The organism is Sulfuricurvum sp. (assembly GCF_049277495.1).
GTDB lineage: Bacteria > Campylobacterota > Campylobacteria > Campylobacterales > Sulfurimonadaceae > Sulfuricurvum.
In genome coordinates this window covers 1-18,747 of record NZ_JBASYM010000047.1, presented here as the reverse complement: position 1 = coordinate 18,747, position 18,747 = coordinate 1, and the positions used below count along the sequence as shown (strand labels likewise).

The following is an 18,747-nucleotide window of genomic DNA, read 5'->3' as shown; positions in this document are numbered from 1 at the left end:
ATTGCTCCTAAAAATTTGCCGAAGCACTGATACCGATGAATGGATCGGTATCAAACGTTTTGTTCGGGGATGAGAGAGGGATAGCATGGTATATATCCAAGGCAATAGAGCGATAGCGGCCACGTAATCCGAAGGTTGCAGATGTGAGTGTTCCCCCGGCTGTATCGACCCCCGATTTTATATGTCCGATGTCATAGGCAAGATAGGGTGAGATGCTCGGTGAGACTTGAAACGTCAGATCATTACGAGCGTACCATCCGCTGTCACCACTGATGTTTTGAGTTTGGAAACCACGGACACTGTACGCGCCGCCGATACTAAGTTGCTCAACACTGTAGAGCAGATCATTGCTGTATTGTGCGTATCCTGAGAATTGGTAGTTTATCGGGAGTTTTGTATCGAAATATTTGGTTCCCCCTACCGCTAACGTCCATTTGGCGAAATCATTTTTTAGTGTGCCGTCTGTCGTAGGGTTAAAGATTTCCAGTCCGTGATAATAATCGATGAGGCTATACATTTCCCATGAAGGCTGTTGATAGACGTATTTGATCCCCGCTCGTCCAACACTTAGATTATAGGTGGAGGTATCAATAACGGTTGTATCGATTTTACTGAGGGTTTTTTTCTGCGCTACTGCACTGCTTATCTCTATACTGTGATTTCGAGTATGAAAGAGTTTATAGGTTGTTCCCAGCGAATAGATTTCACTCTCTCCGTGGGAAATATACGAATCATTCAGCCCTATAATCGTTTGACTGTAGGTAAAGCGGGATAATGAAGCTTCCCAAAGCCATTTTCCCAAAGGGACACTATACGTATAGGTGTTGCCGAAACTCTTTTTCCCCGTCTGCTGTTTATCGGTCGTATTCATATTGATGGAGAAAATGTCGCTGAATCCGAAAAAGTTTTCCCATACAAATCCGCCGTAGAGTTGAAATTTTCCCGTTGCGTCCGAACCGTAGTTATTCATTCCAAGTGAGCCGAAAAATGGGAGCGTCTCGTTTGACCTTAGAATGATGTCGGTTGCACCCTCTTGAGTTGCAGGAAGCAAGTTCATGGTGGTCTTATTAGAGCGAAGGCGATTGACGTGTCCGATGGAACTTTCCAAATCTCCCAAATGGAGAGTTTCGCCCTCTAAGCCTATAAACGCACCGGAGGTTTTAGAATTATCCGTTATGACATGGGCAATCTTCCCCTCTAGAGCATAAAATTCAACCGTCCCGTCGGATATATCCTGAGGAACCAAATAGACACGTGAAGTAATATAGCCCTTGTCAATGTAGCGTTGAGTCAGGCTTTTTGCCAAAATATATAATGATTGTATACCGTTACACCTGCCGATGTAGGGTTCGATATATTCTCTTTGCTCAGCACTGCCCAATGATGTCATGTTTTTTATCAGTATTGATTGCGTTACAAAGCAGACCGTATCATTCTTATCTTTCGAGATATTTGATTCGGGGGTTATGTGCTCAGATGAGGGGATCGTAGTATCAATATTTTGGAGTTTTTCATAAATTTGGCGTTGCTGTTCATTCTGGAGTGGAGTATCAATTGATAGTGCGGAAAGGGGCAAATATCCAATGAATAATATAAATAGTAATTTGAACGGTTTCAGTATAACAGCCTTTATATATAGATCAATTTGATGATGTATAAAATTAATTAAAACATAATACAACATTTATGGCGACTTTATGCCTGTAATATTAAAAATATCTTTAGAAAATAAAGTGATTTTTTAGAAAAGAAAATATGTAAAGATTGCATATGGGCGGTAAATAGGCGTAAGAGTTATGATTAGTTATTTAAAATCTTAATAAAACAAAAAATAATTCTATTTATTGCTATATGTTACAAAATGCTACATTCATTAAAAAAGGCTAATTTTTTCTCTTCTTTCTATGAATGTAGCTCTGTGAGAAATCGAACTTTAGGAATCTTCATAAATAGTCATTTGAAATTCCCTTAACTATATATAGAGTAAAATAAATTTTTACAATCGAAGGTATGTACGCAAATTTTTGATTATCAAACTTTATGAAATACTACATGGCTCAACGAAAAAATTAAGGGAATCTATTATGCGTTATTTTTATTACGTCCATACGGGACACCGTATCGGGCTCGACCGTTTTCACCGCGCTGCGGCAATTTTGAATGAACTTCAGGACATCGATATTACTTTGCTCTGCTCGGATTTCCGTATTGCCGCAGAGGCAAAAGAGTATGGGATCAAGCGCGCCGTAGGGGTGGATCTTGTCCGGAATATTCCTCAGATCGCTCAGCACGGCGACAAGATTATATTTGATTCCGCAGAGCTTAATCCGACATTGTTAAACGATATGACGCAGTTTTTCTCCACGTTCATCCGTATCAGCGATGATCCGTCCGATACCAAACACCCGAATGAATTTTTACTGTCGCCGTATCTGGAAGGGGAGGATATCTGCAAAGCCGTTATGGTACATGAACGTTATTATGAGCAGCTTCCCAAAACGATTCCTCTCGCCTTTTTCTTCGGAGATGATGATTATGAAAAAGATTTAGAAGCGAATCAATCCCTTTTTGCCCCGTATAAGATGGATTTATTGATGGGTTTTTACCATTTTCTCGGATATGAAAACAGCCTCAAAGAGAGTTTTGAAACGATACATGAGACTGAAGATTACGATGACGTAATCCGAAAAAGTGAGGTTTTGGTCAGCGGATCACCCCAAGCGGTGCTCCAAAACTTAATAAGTGGCGGTAAACCGATTTATTTACAACGGAGCGATTATCCTAGAGATTTTATTCCGTTATTTGAATCACTTAATATCCCGATTATTGACGGATTTAGCCCAGAACAGCTTATGCAAGCCCTTAATAAGGCTTCATCAAATTCTTATCACATCATCGACAAAAGTAACAGTGAAGTAATCAAATTCATAAGAAAAACTTTCGATTTAGTGAAACTTAAACCTTTTTAACTTATGATAGAGGGTTAAATTTCCAAACTAAGTGAGATGACAATGATGGATGAAAGCAGAAGAGGGTTTGTCGGAAAAGCCTTTGGTGCCGTTGCCGCTGTCGGGGGAATTGCCTCCCTCATCGCGATGAAGAAAACGTGGGATCCGCTTCCGAGCGTTATGTCAGCCGGTTTTACGACGGTAGACGTATCGGGCTTAGAAGCCAACAAATTAGAAATCGTCGTATGGCGCGGTAAACCGGTGTTTATCTTGAAATACAGCGAAGATATGAAACCAACCGATGGCCGCAGTGTCAAAATCGGTGATTACTATTACTCTGTCATGATCGGATTATGTACCCACTTGGGTTGTATTCCGGGGTATGAAGGGGATACAAAATTATTTAAATGTGCTTGTCACGGCGGTGAATACTCTGCTGATGGTGTCAACACATTCGGACCACCGCCTCGTCCGCTAGACATTCCTCCGTTCAAACTTGACGGTGTGACGCTTGTATTGGGCGATGAAGGCCCTGAATACAAAAAAATGACGGCGAAAGCGTAGGGGGCAGAGAATGGCAGAATTTAAAAAAGCAGACTCGATGCTCGAGTGGTTTGATCAACGTTTAGGTGTCATCAACTTTGCAAAAGTGATGATGAGTGAGTATTGGATTCCTAAAAATATCAATTTCTTGTGGGCAATGGGTGTATTGTTGACCGTATTGTTTACCTTTTTGGTCGTTTCCGGAATTTTTCTTTTGATGTACTACAAACCGGATGCCAATATGGCATTTGACAGTGTTAACTACACCATCATGCAAGAAGTGGCGTACGGCTGGTTGTTCCGTCATATCCATGCCGTCGGCGCATCGGTTATTTTCTTGATTATTTATATCCATATGTTTACCGGTATCTATTACGGCTCTTATAAAAAAGGGCGTGAGATGATCTGGATTTCAGGGATGCTTTTGTTCATGCTTTTCTCAGCAGAAGGGTTCAGCGGATACATGCTTCCATGGGGTCAAATGTCTTATTGGGCAGCGTATGTTATTACGGAAATTTTCGGCGGTATCCCTTTTATCGGAGATGAGCTGGTTATTTGGATTCGCGGTAACTTCTATGTTGCGGATGCGACATTGACCCGTTTCTTTATGCTGCACGTATTGTTGATTCCACTTGCGATCATCGGTGCAATCGTGTTTCACTTTTATGCCCTTCGTTTCCCTCACGTTAACAACGAACAGGGTGAATTTTTTGATTTCGAAAAAGAATCTGAAAAATATCTTGCAGGCGATAAAAAACATTCTAAAGTTATCCCTTTCTGGCCGGTATTCTTGTCAAAAGATATTTTTGTTTTGGGTGTATTTTTAATTTTCTTTTTCTATTTGGTGTTTTTCCATTACGGTTTTGCGATGGATCCGATCAACTTTGACAAAGCAAACGGTCTTAAAACCCCTACCCATATTTACCCTGAATGGTATTTCTTGTGGAGCTATGAAGTATTGCGCGGTTGGTTCTTTGAAATTGCCGGTATTTCAGGTAAAGATCTCGGATTGATGGCATTTGGATTTGCGAACATTATTTTCCTTGTATTGCCTTGGTTGGATCGTTCTCCAATGGTTAAACCGGCAAATCAACGCCCTTATTTCAAATACTGGTTCTGGTTGATGATCGCTGACTTGATGGTATTGACCGAATTCGGTAAATTACCTCCGACCGGCCCGAATGCATGGGTAGGTTTCGGTGCATCATTGGTATTTTTGCTATTGTTTATTGCATTGCCGTTTATTACCAAAGCAGAAGCTAAAAAAGTGAAGGGTAAATAATGAAAGAATTTAAAATTTTAGCCGTCATTATTGCTCTTGTCGGCATCACTTATTATGGGATTGAGCCGTATGCACACAGTGTGATGCATCCGGCAGTTGCTCCGGCTGATTTTACGTTCCAAGACGTTAAAAATGTTGACACATCGATTGCAGGGGATGCTGCAAACGGTAAAGTAATTGTTGAAGCTAACTGTATCGCATGTCACGCGATCGAAAAAGCAGGTTATCCTGCTGTTATGCCGAATGCGGATTCTGCAGCATCATACGGTGTTGTACCGCCGGATTTGAGCCATTCAGGACGTATTTACGACAAAAACTACTTGGCAAATTTCATTTTTGATCCGGTAACGGCGATGCATTTGCAGCACAAATATAACCCTGAGAGCGGAAAAGCGTTTCCGATGCCGTCTTACAACTGGATGAGTCCTCAGGAAATTATGGACGTTGTCGCGTATTTGCAATCGGTTGCTCCGAAAGTAACAGACGATCAAGCCGGGCATAAAATTACATATGAAGCAGCATGCGGACGATGTCACAATATGCAATACGCAGGGATTGAAGCAACGACTCCTGCAGACAACCTTAAAACGTATATGGGTACTACACCACCGGATTTGTCTCAGTACATTAAAAGCCGTGGCGAACACTATTTACACAGCTTTATAAATGATCCTCAAATCTTGCTCAAAGGGACATCTATGCCACGCGTAGGGTTGACCGAAAAAGCACAGGAAGAAGTGATCGCATATATGGAAGAAGTGGGTGATTCGAAAAAAGCAGAGCGTGAAAGCCTTGGAATCTGGGTAATGTTATACTCGGTTATTTTTGCGCTTCTAGCTTATTTATGGAAACGTAAAATTTGGGAGGAGGTACACTAAGGTGTACCTTTTCTGAGGAGAAAAAGATGAAAATGATAAAAATTTTAGCTCTCTCTGCACTTATTGCTACCGGCGCAATGTCAGATGATACCTTGGTTCTTAATATGGGTCAAATGGAAAACGGTTTGAGCAATGTTCAAAAAGGTTTCCTTTACAATGCTCCTGCGTTGATTAAAAGCGGAGTAGCGGATATCCATAAAGCGAATGCTCTTTTTCACGATATGGACGCAACCAAAAAATATCTCCCTAAAGAGAAACAGCATATGAGCAATATCGCATTTAACGCTTCTAAGCGTATTGATAGCGCTTCTGCTGATTTGTTAAAAGCATTGGATAAAAAAGAGTATACGAAAGCGCATCAGTCGTATTCGGATATTATCAATGCCTGTGGGTCGTGCCACGCAGTCGTTCGCGGCTGGTAAGCATACAATCGTAAAACCCCTCAGGGGGTTTACCTCTAATCTCTCCAATAAATAAAACTCCAAACAACTTTTCGATACACTCGCGTCATGCTCCTAATCATAGGAATTTTTTCAAGGACAGTTGTGTTAATAGATAGCTATGGCCGAACGGTCGATTATTTGCGTGTTTCGGTGACAGAACGATGTAACTTTCGGTGCCAGTATTGTATGCCCGAAAAACCATTCTCATGGGTTCCGAAAGAGAACCTTCTCAGCTTCGAAGAGCTGTTTGAATTTATTAAAGTATCGATAGACGAGGGGATTAAAAAAATCCGTATTACCGGCGGTGAACCGCTGCTTCGCGAAGATCTTGATAAATTTATCAAAATGATTTACGACTATAAAAACGATATTGATCTGGCGATGACCACAAACGCTTTTTTGCTTAAAGGCACAGCTCAAAAACTCTACGATGCAGGTCTTCGGCGGCTGAATGTCTCGATTGATTCTCTCAAACCGGAAATTGCCGAAACCATCGCCAAAAAAGATGTTTTACGCCAAGTGCTCGAAGGGGTGGAAGAGGCGCTTCGCGTCGGCTTGAAAGTCAAAGTCAATATGGTTCCGATGAAAGGTCTGAATGCTGCTGAAGTTCTGGATGTTTTAGAATACTGCAAAGACCGGGGGATGGTCGTTCGGTTTATTGAGTACATGGAAAATGTTCATGCCGAAGTGGACATCAAAGGGATGAACAGCTCTGAGTTGCTCGAGATCATCGGAAAGCGTTATTCGTATGAAGATGAAGGGTTTGACGGACATTCTCCATCGCATTATTACAAACTTGCAGACGGATATGAGTTCGGTATTATTGAACCGCATAAGGATGATTTCTGTACCAAATGCAACCGTATCCGCCTCACGGCGGAGGGGAATCTGATTCCGTGTCTTTATTTCGATGAAGCTATGAGTATCCGCGATGCGGTGCGTCGGGGAGACATCAAAGAAGCGGCATTGGTCCTTAAAGAGGTAATCCGAACGAAGCCTGAAAAAAATCGTTGGGGCGAAGGAGATACCGAAGCCTCAAGCCGCGCATTTTATGAGACGGGAGGGTGAAATGCTCTATTTAGTAGAACATTTTTATGACCATTTCAATACGACGATTGAACGCGTCCAAGCGTCTACGTTAACACTGGGTTTTACTCAGCGTAAGGCTCAAAAAGCTACGCTTTCGACGGAGCTAAAATGTTATATTTAGTAGAACATTTTTACTCAGTTCAGGGTGAGGGAAAGTATACCGGTGTACCGTCACTTTTCTTCCGCTTCGGAGGATGTAATCTCAAATGCGAAGGGTTCGGCTGTACGGAAGTTGCTCCGGATGGTTCCGAAATTCTTGGATGCGATACCGTGTATGCGGTCGATCGCCGATCCTTCGGGGAGCTGTGGCAGGAGATCGAAGAGCTTCAGACGCTTATCTGGATTATGAACGGCTATCGTTTGCCGCCGCATGTCGATGTCGTTTTGACGGGAGGGGAACCGCTCATTTATGCAAACGAGCCGGTTTTCGTCGAATTTATCGATTATCTCATCGGACATGGACATCGGGTGACTTTTGAGACGAATGCGACGATTTCACCGGATTTTAAACGTTTCCCTTTTTACAAAGAGGCGACTTACGCCCTGTCGGTCAAACTCTCCAACAGCGGCGAGCCGATAGAAAAACGTCTCAAATTTGATGCAATAACAGCGATCATCTCCGAAGCCAAAGAGTGTTTTTTCAAATTCACGGTCGATGAACCTTCCCTGATTTCGCACATCGAGTCTGAGATTGACGAAATCATTGCGATTCATCCGTATACGCCGGTTTATTGTATGCCGCTGGGAGGGGATAAAGCCCATATCGAAGCCAACTGTGAAGCGGTTATCGAGTTTTGCAAACGGCGCGGGTTTATTTACTCGGATCGACTGCATATCCGCATCTGGGACCAAAATCATGGAGTATAGTTTATGATCATCCGAAAGCTTTTTAAATTTGAAAACGCTCATGTGGTTCGCGGCTGTTCGACGCAGCGGTGCCGTGCATCGATTCACGGCCATTCGTACAAAGTCGAAGTGTTGTTTGAGTCTAAATACCTTGATCACGGCCAGATGGTCTACGATTTTGGATTGATGAAGCAGGGGATGAAAGAGCTGATTGACAGTTTTGACCATGCGGTAGCGATTTGGGACGGAGACGATGGCGAGTATATCGAAGCGATGAAAGCGCATTCGAACCGCTGGGTAATGCTGCCGGTTTCTCCGTCGTGCGAACAGTTCAGCCGGGTCATTTTCTTGATGCTTGATCAGCTTTTGCAGTCAACGCAGATGATCAACGGGGAACGGGGGGTGAAACTCAACAGTATCATCGTTCATGAGACCGAAACGGGATATGCCCAGGCATTCAGCGAAGATGCCTATTCCGATGTTATGGGAAATATACCGCTCGCCTCGATCGGGTTCAGCGATGAAGTGCGCCAAGGGTGGAGTGATTCAGGGCTGTGGGAAAAAGTCTTGTCCGGAGAGAAGTTTCTAAATCCTGCTACCGTTTAAAGGGTGACCAGAGAGTTCTGAGCAGCAGAACTCATGCACCAGCGTGTCGGAATAATTTTGACGACATCCCCTTTTTCAAATCCCTCCACACTCGCATCCACCATCATATAAGCATTGGCCAGCGAAAGCGGCAGAACCATCCCGGGACCGAACTTTTGGCTTGGGGTGAAGCTTGAACCGTCAAACCATCCGGGGATGAGCGAACGTCTTCCCTTTTTCATGGTAAAAGATTCTGCCATATGGGTCGAGAGGGTACTGATATATTTATCGCTTCGACCGCTGAGAGATAGAATGGCGCTTTGTCCGAAGAGTTCAAAGCACAATGCCGCTGCGAGAGGATTTCCGGGCAAATTGAGGACAACGGTATTGCCGATACGCCCGAATGTTGTCGGTTTGCCGGGTTTGATGTCAACCGATTCAAAAGCACCCTCAAATCCCAGAGAATTAAATGCCTCTTTGGTAAAATCGGCATCTCCCACGCTCACTCCGCCGGACGTAATGATCAAATCGGCATTCAGTGCACGCTGAATATGTGCCTGTACCGATTCAAGGGTATCTTCGGCGGTTCCGGTAAAGATAACATCGCATCCGAGCTCTTCGGCACGTGCGGCAAACGTCGGGGTATTGGTATTATAGAGTTGATTGGAACCCAGTGTCTCATAATGCATTTTGAGTTCATTTCCTGAGGAAAACAGGGCTACGCGCGGGCGGCGGTAAAGTTTTACATGGGTAATCCCCTGTGAAGCCAAAAGGGAAATATGATGGGCATGGAGCATGGTCCCCTCTTCGAGCAGCGTCATCCCCGCCTGGATGTCTTCTCCTTTGAGGCGGATATGCTGCGAAGGTTTGATCGATGAGGGGAAGGTGACTTGATCTCCATTCACGACGACATCTTCGATGGGGACGATCGCCTCACACCCTTGCGGAATTTTGGCTCCGGTCATAATCCGGATACATTGATCTTCTACCATACGGATTTCACTGCCGTCACCGGCAAAAATGACACACGACTGCGTCAGTATTTTTCCTGCATCTAAAGCACGTACGGCATAACCGTCCATGGCAGAATTATCAAAGGAGGGGAGAGAATGCGAAGCGGTGATGGTTTCGGATAAGACACGATGGACACTGTTTTCGATCGGCGCTATTTCCGTCCCTAAGGGCAATGCAAGTTTATAAACCAGATTGAGTGCCTCTTCTACATTAATCGCCATTAAATCTCCTTCGAGTGTATCCTCACCCTAATGCATTAAACGTTCGTCATCGGGGAGCGATTTAGATAGTCATTATAGGCAATTTAAGGTAAAATCCCCTTTATGGAAGCTATGTATACAACCGGACTTAATATCCACTATTTCGGAGTGATTGTGTTGATGGGGGTAGTCGTGTTCAACATCGTGATGTTGTCACTCTCCCATCATATTATTCGTTACAGCAAACGGATGCGGGTCGTTATGCCGATTTCAGGGTCATTGATCGCTTTGATCCTTTTTACCGGTGCGGTAATGATGGCGGCAAAGCATCTTAACTTTACGTTCGCGAATGTTGCGATGATCGTGATTGCTATCGTAATGATCATACTCGAAGCGAAACGGTATAAAACACTCAAACGTCGAACCGACATCACCCAAGAAGGCGCTTTCGGGCAGTATAAGCAAAAAGCGTTTCGTTTTTTGGGCATTGAGATGAGTTTGCTGATCGCTATTACCTTGTGGATGATGGTGCAATGAAATTTCTTCTACATAATGATGTCGGAGCCGATGAATTCACTGTCAGCGGTGAGGATTACAAGTATCTTATCAAAGTAAGACGCCATAGAAGCGGTGATTTAATCGCCTTTCGTTCCCGTGAGCGTTTGAGTGAAGAATATCGCTACCGTTTGGAACGGACAGACGGGCGGAATGCTTATTTCACACTGCAAGGTCATCAGCATGCACCGTGCGAGAGTGCGCGAAAACTCCATATCGGTTGGTGTCTGATCGATCCGAAAACGATCGAGAAAACGTTGCCGATGCTGACCGAGCTGGGTGTAGCGAAAATCACGTTTATCCATTGCCGCCGTTCACAGCAAAACTTTCGGCTCGATTTTGAGCGGTTCAACCGTATTATGGAAAGCTCGATCATGCAATGCGGACGGAGCTCTTTGATCGAACTCTCCGAGTCGCCGAATTTGAGCACATTTTTAAAACTCCAACCCGAAGCAGTCATTTTTGATTTTGGCGGTGAGCCGCTGGGTACGGAAGAAGCGATTGAAACGGTGGTGATCGGCTGTGAGGGAGGGTTTGATGAGAGCGAACGAAAGCAATTTGCCGATTATCGGGTACGGCTTTTCCCTTCACCGATGATTTTACGTTCTGAAACCGCCTCGGTAGCGATCGCATCACGGTTATTGTAAAAAAAGAAATTTTCCGTTATAATTCGCTTCCAATTATCCGCCCCCGTACGGATATAAAACTATACAGACCGACGTACAACGCCGTCGATCACAAGGCAAAATTATGAAAAAAGATCTTCACCCTAACGTTGTAGAGTGTGCAGTTAGCTGTGCATGTGGCAATACTTTCACAACAACCAGCACTAAAGAATCGATCCGTGTCGATATCTGCAGCGAGTGTCACCCGTTTTATACCGGTTCAGAGCGTCAAGTAGATACTGCCGGACGTATTGATAAATTCAAAAAACGTTACGCACTTAATTCGTAATTTGAGCGCCAAAGGGACTTTCCCTTTGGCTACGCTTGCCGCTTAGGCACTGAAGCTGGCCTCTTCGAGGCAGAAATTGAGAATAACAATGCTGTCTCTTGTCCCAACCCCGATCGGCAATATCGCTGATATCTCCCTACGTTCTCTTGATGTTCTCTCCAATGCACAGGTAATGCTATGCGAAGATACCCGTGTCACGAAAAAACTGATCCATCTTCTCAAAGAACGTCATGAACTAACGACGTGCGAACCAAAATTTATCAGTCTCCATTCTCACAACGAAGCTGATTTCATCGGTTCGCTGACACCCGATTTTTTCGATCAAAACGTTGTGTATGTCAGCGATGCCGGGATGCCCGGGATTAGTGACCCGGGACAGATGCTGATACGCTATTGTATTGACCATGGGATTGCATATGACATTTTACCCGGAGCGAATGCGGCATTGACGGCTTTTGTCGCCAGCGGTTTTGTGGAGACGAAAATGCTTTTCTTCGGATTTTTGCCTCATAAAGGGCATGATCGTGCCTCGGCGCTTCAAGAAGCACTGTTCAACGGCTACACGACGATACTGTATGAATCCCCTAAGCGATTGGATAAGTTGCTGTCGGAACTCTCCGTTGCCGTTCCGGAGCGTCAGATATTTTTGGCGAAAGAGCTTACCAAGCGCTATCAGCGCTTCTATCGCGGCAGTGCCTCGGAATTGATCCCTCAAATGGAAAAAGAGATTCGCGGCGAGTGGGTAGTGGTCATTGAAGCTTCTGAAGCCAAAGGATCATCTTTGAGCGAACAGGATATTCTTGCGCTGGATATCCCCAAAAAAGCCGCTTCCAAACTAATCGCCAGACTCACCGGCGAAAATCCCAAAGAGTGCTATCAACGCCTCTTACAATCTTAGGATATAATACTTCATGCTTATTTATGGAAAACAACCGGTTTACTACGCAATAGAACGTCATCGGGACCGTATCAAGGTCCTTTATTTGGCAAAAGAGGTCGATAAAAAAGAGTACTCTGCACTCATGAAAATGGGTTTTGAGATTAAACGGATCCCTGAAAAAGCGGCACAGTCTATGGTGAAGGGGGGAAATCACCAAGGCTTTATCGCCGAGATTTCTCAGGTCGTTCCGTACGCTTCTCCATTTTTGAAAAAATGTGATTTCGTTGTCGTTTTGAGTTCGATCACCGATATGGGAAATATTGGCTCGCTTATCCGAAGCGCATACGCGCTCGGTGTCCAAGCCCTTGTAATCAGCGGAATCAAAGAACCGAATTTGGAAGCAATGATCCGTACCAGCAGCGGGGCAGCTCTGGATTTGCCGTTGGTGATTGTCCATAATATTCATGATGTGCTGCATGAGCTGAAACAATCAGGATTCCAAATTTACGGAGCCGTTATGGATGGCGGAGATATTCGTGAAACGGCATTTGCCGCTAAACGTGTTTTGGTCTTGGGCAACGAAGGCGAAGGGCTCAGCGGCAGAGTCCAAAAAAGCCTGGATGTCGGTGTCTCTATACCGATGGCACATGATTTTGATTCTTTGAATGTCGGTGTTGCCGGCGCAATTTTGATGGAGAGAATGAGATGAAACAACCGAGCACGTTCGAAGATTTACAGGCTCTCGGAACCGAGAAAATTCATGAGCGTACCCATATTTCCCGGGATAAAATAGAATTGGTAATGACCAAGTCTTACGGCGAAATCGGACGCGTTCAGTTTATGGGTTATATGTCAATTCTAGAGCGTGAATACGGAGTAGATCTCACTGCTCTAAAAGAGGAATATACGGAATATCATAAGATCAATACCAATCTGCTGAAACCGAAATCATCGGTCATCTTGCAATCGGCGGCAAACTCAAAACCTAAATGGATAGCGGCGGGGATTGTGCTGATTTTGGTATTGATGGTCGGCGGATACCTTTTACAGGGTAAGATGTCGGCTGAACCGCAAGATGGAGTTATGGAACTTTCTGCGGTGGCGGTCCTTCCTGATGATGTTAATGTGACCGAGAACAATGAAACCAATGTGAGCAATGAAACCAGTGTGAACAGTGAAACCAATGTGACAACTCCGGCCGTGAGCAGTGAAACAAACCAAACAGTTGCGAAGGCCTCACAACCGTTAGCCTCAGGCAAAGAGCTTGCTATCCGTCCGGTTTATAAAGTATGGTACGGAATGATTGACATGGCAAGCGGCAAGAAAATACAAAATGTCACTGCCGAGCCTATCATTATTGATACCAGTAAAAATTGGTTGATTCTTTTAGGACACGGGCGTGTAGAAATCGAATCTTCAGCCGGGAAAACTCTCCTGCAAGAGAATAATACGGTTCATTTCCTCTGTGAAAACGGTAGTTTGAAACAAATCAGCCGGAACGAGTTTATTGAGCATAACGGCGGGAAAAGCTGGTAAGCAATTATTGATGAAACGTTTTATATTCCTCTTTTCCTTTCCCCTTTTCCTTTTTGGAACAACTATCAGCACGCAGATTACCTTTACCGGCGAGCCGATGGTGAGCCTGCGAACCATCGTTCAAGCATTCAATGCCATCGGTTACAAGCTCGATGTAGAGTCACTGTCGGTTCAGAGCAGTACGGGTGACCTTCGCGCCACTGTTATGGGGAATAGACCTTTTGACCCTGCTGTTTTGGCCGAGAATCTTAAAGAGCAGAACATCCGAATCGATCTCGCTCATCTGGATGGGAATATACTTACTTTGGGACTTGATACGCAAAAAGCCCTTTGGAATATCCCTTTGCTCGGCAGTGATGAGGGGACTGAACTGAAGCGTTCGGGAAATGCACAGTGGTTTCGTGTCGATGAAGGGCAGCACATACGGATTCAGTCTCCGTACGGGAGTGATTGGTACCCTGAAATCGCTGTTTTGGATGCTTCAATGCACATGTTATACTCCCTGCGTTCCCTCTCTTCCGAAGATGAGTTTCGATTTGAACTTCCATCCGGCGGCTCTTATCTCAAATTATCCAATACACAAGGGATGAAAGTGCTAAGAGAAGGGATGTGGATTGAGTCGATGAGTCCTGGGCGATAAGTGGACATATTATATAAAAACTAAGTCTCTTATGCTAAAATGGCGCAATTTTTTAATCACAGGTTGTAGCCATGTTTGATGAAATCCAATTTGACCGGATTAAACGCCTTCCAAAGTATGTATTCGCAGAAGTCAATGAGCTTAAAATGGCGCGTAGACGTGGTGGGGCAGATGTTATCGATTTTAGTATGGGAAATCCCGATGGAGATACCCCGCAACATATTCGTGAAAAATTGATCGAATCGGCACAGAAAACCAAAACACACGGTTATTCGGTTTCTAAAGGGATTCCAAAACTGCGAGGGGCGATTTGTGACTGGTATAAACGCCGTTACGATGTCGATCTCGATCCTGAAACCGAAGCGGTTGCAACCATGGGTTCCAAAGAGGGGTATGCGCACTTAGCCTATGCCATTACCAATCCGGGTGATGTCGTCGTTGTACCTGATCCTACCTATCCGATTCACTCGTACGGTTTTATCCTTGCAGGCGGAAATGTCCAAAAGATGGAACTGCCGTTCGATGAGGACTACAAGGTAGATGAAGATCTTTTCTTCGAGCGTTTGGAACAGGCATTTCATGTTTCTTTTCCAAAGCCGAAATATCTGGTTGTCAATTTTCCCCATAATCCGACAACAGCAACGGTAACGCAAGAGTTTTACGTCCGTGTGGTTGAGATGGCAAAACGGGAGCGTTTCTACATCATCAGTGATATCGCTTACGGTGATTTGACATTCGGAGGGTATAAAACGCCGTCAATTCTTTCGGTTCCGGGTGCTAAAGACGTTGCCGTCGAGAGTTTTACCCTCTCTAAAAGCTACAATATGGCGGGATGGCGTGTCGGCTTTTTTGTCGGAAACGCAAAATTGATCGGGGCCCTCCAAAAAATCAAAAGCTGGTTGGATTACGGAATGTTCACTCCGATCCAAGTGGCGGCAACAATTGCCCTTCAAGGCGATCAAACCTGCGTACAGGAGATTACCGACAAATACGATCACCGTCAGGATGTTTTGATTGAAGCATTCAACCGTGCAGGATGGCCGGTGCGCCGAAATCAAGCTTCAATGTTCGTATGGGCAAAAATTCCTGAATGTGCACGTCATCTGGGAAGTCTGGAGTTTTCCAAACGTTTGCTTGTTGAAGCGAATGTCGCGGTAGCACCGGGAATAGGGTTTGGAGATTACGGCGATGAGTATGTCCGTATTGCATTGATTGAAAATGACAAACGCATCCGTCAAGCAGCTAAAAATATTAAACAATTTTTGAGTACTCTTGACTGTAAAGGCGCCGAGTGACACGTGTCGGTGTGATCGGGGTCGGTACGGTAGGACGTGCCGTAGTTCAGATCTTAGAAGAGAACAAAACGATTATTACCGCCCGATCGGGTGATGAAATCATCGTGAAAAGCGGTGTCGTACGCAACCTCGAAAAAGCTGCTGATCTCGGTATCATACTTTCCCAAAACCCGTATGATATTGTGGATGATCCTGAAATCGATATTGTCGTCGAATTGATGGGCGGTGTTGAGCTGCCTCTGGAAGTCGTTAAAAAAGCACTCTTAAACGGCAAAGCGGTAGTAACGGCCAACAAAGCACTTCTTGCCTATCACCGGTATGAACTTCAAGATATTGCCGGAGAGATTCCTTTTGAATTTGAAGCGAGCGTTGCAGGGGGAATCCCGATTATCAATGCATTGCGCGACGGACTTTCTGCGAACCATATTCTCTCCATCATGGGGATTATGAACGGCACCTGTAATTTCATGCTGACAAAAATGATGAACGAAGGGGTTGAACTCGCAGAAGTGCTGGACGAAGCACAGCGTCTGGGGTATGCTGAAGCGGATCCGACATTTGATATCGGCGGATTTGATGCGGCTCATAAGCTATTGATCCTCGCATCCATAGCGTATGGTATTGATGCCAAGCCCGAAGAGATTCTGATCGAAGGGATCGAGGGGATTACCCCCACGGATATTGCCTTTGCCAAAGAGTTCGGCTACACGATCAAACTTCTAGGCATCGCAAAACGAGACGGAAGTGAAGTAGAACTGCGTGTTCATGCGGCACTTGTGGATGAAGATGCAATGATCGCGAAGATTGACGGAGTCATGAACGGGATCAGTGTCGTCGGTGACCGAGTCGGAGAGACACTTTATTACGGCCCGGGTGCAGGCGGCAATGCGACAGCGAGTGCCGTAGTCGCCAATATTATCGATATCGTCCGTTCCGGCAAACGCTCCCCGATGCTCGGCTTCAACCATCCGCTCGAAGAGGGGCTGCATCTCAAGAGTCAAGGGGATATTTGTTCAAAATACTATCTCCGTCTCAGAGTATCCGATAAGCCGGGTATTTTGGCACAGATTACGAGACTTTTCGCAGACCATATGATCTCCATTGAAGCGGTCATCCAACGCCCATCCGAAACGGAATGCGCTCATTTGTTATTTGCTACGCATGAGGCAACCGAACGGGCACTGCATACATTAATGATTGAACTTGAAACACTTGATGCTGTTTTAGAGTCTCCTTTTATGATACGAATCGTGTAAGCACCATTCGTATCCTCCTTCCATTTTATACCTTAATAAAAATTTAACCTTATTTACTGTAACATACGCGTCCACTTTGCCCTATCGGACAAATAGAATTGAATGTTTATAACTGCTGTTAGAGTAGTTACAAGTATTGGTGTGATCAATTCCACCTACGAGAAGCAAGTGATTTAAATCAACGGAGCATACCGATGAAAGTACGTTCTTCAGTGAAGAAAATGTGCGACGATTGTAAAATCGTTAAGCGCAAAGGGGTCGTTCGCGTAATCTGCAAAACCCCAAAACATAAACAAAGACAAGGATAAGCATGGCCCGTATCGCTGGTGTGGACTTACCTAAGAAAAAAAGATTGGAATATGCTTTAACGTATATCTATGGTATCGGATTGCATACTTCACGTAAAATTTTGGATGCAACCGGTCTCGATTACAACAAGCGTGTATTCGAACTAAGCGAAGATGATGCGGCAACACTTGCCAAAGAAATTCGTAATGTTGTTGTTGAAGGTGACCTTCGTAAACAAGTTGCTATGGACATCAAAGCGTTGATGGATCTCGGTTCATACCGTGGTCTTCGTCACCGTAAGGGTCTCCCATGCCGTGGTCAAAAAACCAAAACCAATGCACGTACACGCAAAGGTAAGAAGAAAACTGTCGGCTCAGTTACAAAGTAAGGGATTAGAGTATGGCAAAAAGAAAAGCAACCCGTAAAAAAATTGTAAAGAAGAATATTGCTAGAGGTATCGTACATATCTTGGCATCATTCAACAATACCCTTGTAACGGTTACAGATGAAATGGGTAATATGATCGCATGGAGTTCGGCTGGTGCCCTTGGTTTCAAAGGTTCTAAAAAGTCAACTCCGTTTGCTGCTCAACAAGCAGTAGAATCAGCGTTGGAAAAAGCAATGGTCCACGGAATCAAAGAAGTGGGAATTAAAGTTCAAGGACCAGGTTCTGGTCGTGAAACAGCAGTTAAAAGTGTTGGTGCAATCGAAGGTTTACGAGTTTCATTCATGAAAGACGTTACTCCACTACCACACAATGGATGTCGTGCGCCTAAGCGCCGACGCGTCTAAGGAGCTTAGCAATGGCAAGATATAGAGGACCCGTAGAAAAAATCGAAAGAAGATTCGGTGTAAGCCTTGGACTAAAAGGTGAGCGTCGTCTTGCAGGAAAAAGTGCCCTTGACAAGCGTCCATATGGACCTGGCCAACATGGTCAACGCCGCACAAAAATTTCTGAGTACGGTACACAACTTCGCGAAAAACAAAAAGCGAAATTTATGTACGGTTTGAGCGAAAAACAAATGCGTGCATTGTTCGGTGAAGCAAAGCGTCGTACAGGTAATACCGGTACAAACTTGGTAATGCTTCTTGAGCAACGTCTTGATAACGTTGTTTACCGTATGGGTTTTGCAACGACTCGTCGTTTCGCACGCCAATTGGTAAACCATGGTCACGTAATGGTTGACGGCAAACGTGTTGATATTCCATCTTACCGTGTAAAACCGGGTCAAAAAGTGGAAATTCACGAGAAAAGCAAAAAGAACAACCAAATCGTTCGCGCTATTGAGTTGACTAACCAAACTGGACTTGCAGCATGGGTTGATATCGATCAAGAAAAAGCGTTCGGTATTTTCACACGTCTTCCAGAGCGTGAAGAGATTGTTATCCCTGTTGAAGAACGTCTAATCGTCGAGCTTTACTCGAAATAATCATTAAAGAAAGGGCGTTCAGCATGAAAAAAATTAAGACATCACCGCTTCTTCCGAAAGAGTTTGTCGTCGAGCAAATCAGCGC

General features: G+C 44.5%; 24 protein-coding genes. 22 read left to right on the top strand and 2 right to left on the bottom strand.

The annotated features are described in order from the left end of the window. Positions 1-7: 7 nt before the first annotated feature. Complete coding sequence (locus WAO38_RS08640; protein WP_422236232.1) at positions 8-1,684, bottom strand: ShlB/FhaC/HecB family hemolysin secretion/activation protein; 1,677 nt, start codon at positions 1,682-1,684, stop codon at positions 8-10. Between the two features lie 400 nt (positions 1,685-2,084). Between WAO38_RS08640 and WAO38_RS08635 the strand changes: the two genes are divergently transcribed. The 9 genes from WAO38_RS08635 (at position 2,085) to WAO38_RS08595 (ending at position 8,635) form a co-directional block, all read left to right on the top strand. Beyond that, positions 2,085-2,969 (top strand): hypothetical protein, encoded by an 885-nt coding sequence (locus WAO38_RS08635; protein ID WP_422236230.1) that lies wholly within the window; start codon positions 2,085-2,087, stop codon positions 2,967-2,969. Between the two features lie 42 nt (positions 2,970-3,011). Continuing rightward, the gene (locus tag WAO38_RS08630; RefSeq protein ID WP_422236228.1) at positions 3,012-3,512 is read left to right on the top strand and encodes a Rieske 2Fe-2S domain-containing protein; all 501 of its coding nucleotides are present in this window, start codon (positions 3,012-3,014) and stop codon (positions 3,510-3,512) included. A 10-nt stretch (positions 3,513-3,522) separates the two neighbouring features. Beyond that, the gene (locus WAO38_RS08625) at positions 3,523-4,773 is read left to right on the top strand and encodes a cytochrome b (RefSeq protein WP_422236226.1); all 1,251 of its coding nucleotides are present in this window, start codon (positions 3,523-3,525) and stop codon (positions 4,771-4,773) included. After that, complete coding sequence (locus WAO38_RS08620) at positions 4,773-5,651, top strand: c-type cytochrome (RefSeq protein ID WP_422236224.1); 879 nt, start codon at positions 4,773-4,775, stop codon at positions 5,649-5,651. Before WAO38_RS08625 ends, WAO38_RS08620 begins: the two co-directional genes overlap by 1 nt. A 26-nt stretch (positions 5,652-5,677) precedes the next feature. Further along, on the top strand, positions 5,678-6,073 hold the full coding sequence (locus tag WAO38_RS08615; RefSeq protein WP_422236222.1) for a hypothetical protein: 396 nt from the start codon (positions 5,678-5,680) through the stop codon (positions 6,071-6,073). A gap of 123 nt (positions 6,074-6,196) precedes the next feature. After that, positions 6,197-7,162 (top strand): GTP 3',8-cyclase MoaA, encoded by a 966-nt coding sequence (moaA, locus tag WAO38_RS08610; protein WP_422236220.1) that lies wholly within the window; start codon positions 6,197-6,199, stop codon positions 7,160-7,162. Between the two features lies 1 nt (position 7,163). Continuing rightward, a complete protein-coding gene (locus tag WAO38_RS08605; protein ID WP_422236218.1) occupies positions 7,164-7,304 on the top strand; it encodes a hypothetical protein in 141 nt (46 codons plus the stop codon). Beyond that, positions 7,292-8,050, top strand: a complete 759-nt coding sequence (locus WAO38_RS08600) for a 7-carboxy-7-deazaguanine synthase QueE (protein ID WP_422236216.1) — start codon at positions 7,292-7,294, stop codon at positions 8,048-8,050. Before WAO38_RS08605 ends, WAO38_RS08600 begins: the two co-directional genes overlap by 13 nt. Positions 8,051-8,053: 3 nt before the next feature. Continuing rightward, positions 8,054-8,635, top strand: coding sequence for a 6-pyruvoyl trahydropterin synthase family protein (locus tag WAO38_RS08595; protein ID WP_422236214.1), 582 nt, complete (start codon positions 8,054-8,056; stop codon positions 8,633-8,635). On the opposite strand, the gene glp is transcribed toward WAO38_RS08595, so the two are convergent. Further along, positions 8,632-9,849, bottom strand: coding sequence for a gephyrin-like molybdotransferase Glp (gene glp / locus WAO38_RS08590; protein ID WP_422236212.1), 1,218 nt, complete (start codon positions 9,847-9,849; stop codon positions 8,632-8,634). The two genes, WAO38_RS08595 and glp, sit on opposite strands and share 4 nt — an antisense overlap. A 102-nt stretch (positions 9,850-9,951) precedes the next feature. On the opposite strand from glp, the gene WAO38_RS08585 reads away from it, so the two are divergent. From WAO38_RS08585 to rpsD, 13 genes are all read left to right on the top strand, one after another. Further along, positions 9,952-10,365 carry a hypothetical protein gene (locus tag WAO38_RS08585; RefSeq protein WP_422236210.1) on the top strand — a complete coding sequence of 138 codons (414 nt, stop codon included), beginning with the start codon at positions 9,952-9,954 and terminating at the stop codon, positions 10,363-10,365. Next, a complete protein-coding gene (locus tag WAO38_RS08580; RefSeq protein ID WP_422236208.1) occupies positions 10,362-11,030 on the top strand; it encodes a 16S rRNA (uracil(1498)-N(3))-methyltransferase in 669 nt (222 codons plus the stop codon). The genes WAO38_RS08585 and WAO38_RS08580 overlap by 4 nt, the downstream gene beginning before the upstream one ends. A gap of 103 nt (positions 11,031-11,133) precedes the next feature. Then, positions 11,134-11,337 carry a 50S ribosomal protein L31 gene (gene rpmE, locus WAO38_RS08575; protein WP_422236206.1) on the top strand — a complete coding sequence of 68 codons (204 nt, stop codon included), beginning with the start codon at positions 11,134-11,136 and terminating at the stop codon, positions 11,335-11,337. An 88-nt stretch (positions 11,338-11,425) separates the two neighbouring features. Further along, positions 11,426-12,235: a 16S rRNA (cytidine(1402)-2'-O)-methyltransferase gene (gene rsmI, locus WAO38_RS08570; RefSeq protein WP_422236204.1), complete on the top strand. Its 810-nt coding sequence runs from the start codon at positions 11,426-11,428 to the stop codon at positions 12,233-12,235. A gap of 13 nt (positions 12,236-12,248) precedes the next feature. Then, positions 12,249-12,926, top strand: coding sequence for a 23S rRNA (guanosine(2251)-2'-O)-methyltransferase RlmB (rlmB, locus tag WAO38_RS08565; protein WP_422236202.1), 678 nt, complete (start codon positions 12,249-12,251; stop codon positions 12,924-12,926). Continuing rightward, entirely contained in the window at positions 12,923-13,753 is an 831-nt protein-coding gene (locus tag WAO38_RS08560; RefSeq protein WP_422236200.1) for a hypothetical protein, read from the top strand. Before rlmB ends, WAO38_RS08560 begins: the two co-directional genes overlap by 4 nt. A gap of 10 nt (positions 13,754-13,763) precedes the next feature. Beyond that, a complete protein-coding gene (locus WAO38_RS08555; protein WP_422236198.1) occupies positions 13,764-14,393 on the top strand; it encodes a hypothetical protein in 630 nt (209 codons plus the stop codon). A gap of 71 nt (positions 14,394-14,464) precedes the next feature. Further along, a complete protein-coding gene (locus tag WAO38_RS08550) occupies positions 14,465-15,688 on the top strand; it encodes an LL-diaminopimelate aminotransferase (protein WP_422236196.1) in 1,224 nt (407 codons plus the stop codon). Beyond that, complete coding sequence (locus WAO38_RS08545; protein WP_422236194.1) at positions 15,685-16,944, top strand: homoserine dehydrogenase; 1,260 nt, start codon at positions 15,685-15,687, stop codon at positions 16,942-16,944. The genes WAO38_RS08550 and WAO38_RS08545 overlap by 4 nt, the downstream gene beginning before the upstream one ends. Positions 16,945-17,138: 194 nt before the next feature. Beyond that, positions 17,139-17,252: a 50S ribosomal protein L36 gene (rpmJ, locus tag WAO38_RS08540; protein ID WP_422236193.1), complete on the top strand. Its 114-nt coding sequence runs from the start codon at positions 17,139-17,141 to the stop codon at positions 17,250-17,252. A gap of 2 nt (positions 17,253-17,254) precedes the next feature. After that, the gene (gene rpsM / locus WAO38_RS08535) at positions 17,255-17,620 is read left to right on the top strand and encodes a 30S ribosomal protein S13 (RefSeq protein ID WP_422236191.1); all 366 of its coding nucleotides are present in this window, start codon (positions 17,255-17,257) and stop codon (positions 17,618-17,620) included. 11 nt (positions 17,621-17,631) lie between these two features. Continuing rightward, positions 17,632-18,024 (top strand): 30S ribosomal protein S11, encoded by a 393-nt coding sequence (gene rpsK, locus WAO38_RS08530; protein ID WP_015654589.1) that lies wholly within the window; start codon positions 17,632-17,634, stop codon positions 18,022-18,024. Between the two features lie 11 nt (positions 18,025-18,035). Then, the gene (gene rpsD, locus WAO38_RS08525) at positions 18,036-18,662 is read left to right on the top strand and encodes a 30S ribosomal protein S4 (RefSeq protein ID WP_422236189.1); all 627 of its coding nucleotides are present in this window, start codon (positions 18,036-18,038) and stop codon (positions 18,660-18,662) included. Positions 18,663-18,747: the final 85 nt, after the last annotated feature.

Coding starts and splice junctions, on each gene's coding strand:
- WAO38_RS08640 (WP_422236232.1), bottom strand. CDS start 1,684: ATGTTGTATTATGTTTTAATTAATTTTATACATCATCAAATTGATCTA.
- WAO38_RS08635 (WP_422236230.1), top strand. CDS start 2,085: ATGCGTTATTTTTATTACGTCCATACGGGACACCGTATCGGGCTCGAC.
- WAO38_RS08630 (WP_422236228.1), top strand. CDS start 3,012: ATGATGGATGAAAGCAGAAGAGGGTTTGTCGGAAAAGCCTTTGGTGCC.
- WAO38_RS08625 (WP_422236226.1), top strand. CDS start 3,523: ATGGCAGAATTTAAAAAAGCAGACTCGATGCTCGAGTGGTTTGATCAA.
- WAO38_RS08620 (WP_422236224.1), top strand. CDS start 4,773: ATGAAAGAATTTAAAATTTTAGCCGTCATTATTGCTCTTGTCGGCATC.
- WAO38_RS08615 (WP_422236222.1), top strand. CDS start 5,678: ATGAAAATGATAAAAATTTTAGCTCTCTCTGCACTTATTGCTACCGGC.
- WAO38_RS08605 (WP_422236218.1), top strand. CDS start 7,164: ATGCTCTATTTAGTAGAACATTTTTATGACCATTTCAATACGACGATT.
- WAO38_RS08600 (WP_422236216.1), top strand. CDS start 7,292: ATGTTATATTTAGTAGAACATTTTTACTCAGTTCAGGGTGAGGGAAAG.
- WAO38_RS08595 (WP_422236214.1), top strand. CDS start 8,054: ATGATCATCCGAAAGCTTTTTAAATTTGAAAACGCTCATGTGGTTCGC.
- glp (WP_422236212.1), bottom strand. CDS start 9,849: ATGGCGATTAATGTAGAAGAGGCACTCAATCTGGTTTATAAACTTGCA.
- WAO38_RS08585 (WP_422236210.1), top strand. CDS start 9,952: ATGGAAGCTATGTATACAACCGGACTTAATATCCACTATTTCGGAGTG.
- WAO38_RS08580 (WP_422236208.1), top strand. CDS start 10,362: ATGAAATTTCTTCTACATAATGATGTCGGAGCCGATGAATTCACTGTC.
- rpmE (WP_422236206.1), top strand. CDS start 11,134: ATGAAAAAAGATCTTCACCCTAACGTTGTAGAGTGTGCAGTTAGCTGT.
- rsmI (WP_422236204.1), top strand. CDS start 11,426: ATGCTGTCTCTTGTCCCAACCCCGATCGGCAATATCGCTGATATCTCC.
- rlmB (WP_422236202.1), top strand. CDS start 12,249: ATGCTTATTTATGGAAAACAACCGGTTTACTACGCAATAGAACGTCAT.
- WAO38_RS08560 (WP_422236200.1), top strand. CDS start 12,923: ATGAAACAACCGAGCACGTTCGAAGATTTACAGGCTCTCGGAACCGAG.
- WAO38_RS08555 (WP_422236198.1), top strand. CDS start 13,764: ATGAAACGTTTTATATTCCTCTTTTCCTTTCCCCTTTTCCTTTTTGGA.
- WAO38_RS08550 (WP_422236196.1), top strand. CDS start 14,465: ATGTTTGATGAAATCCAATTTGACCGGATTAAACGCCTTCCAAAGTAT.
- rpmJ (WP_422236193.1), top strand. CDS start 17,139: ATGAAAGTACGTTCTTCAGTGAAGAAAATGTGCGACGATTGTAAAATC.
- rpsM (WP_422236191.1), top strand. CDS start 17,255: ATGGCCCGTATCGCTGGTGTGGACTTACCTAAGAAAAAAAGATTGGAA.
- rpsK (WP_015654589.1), top strand. CDS start 17,632: ATGGCAAAAAGAAAAGCAACCCGTAAAAAAATTGTAAAGAAGAATATT.
- rpsD (WP_422236189.1), top strand. CDS start 18,036: ATGGCAAGATATAGAGGACCCGTAGAAAAAATCGAAAGAAGATTCGGT.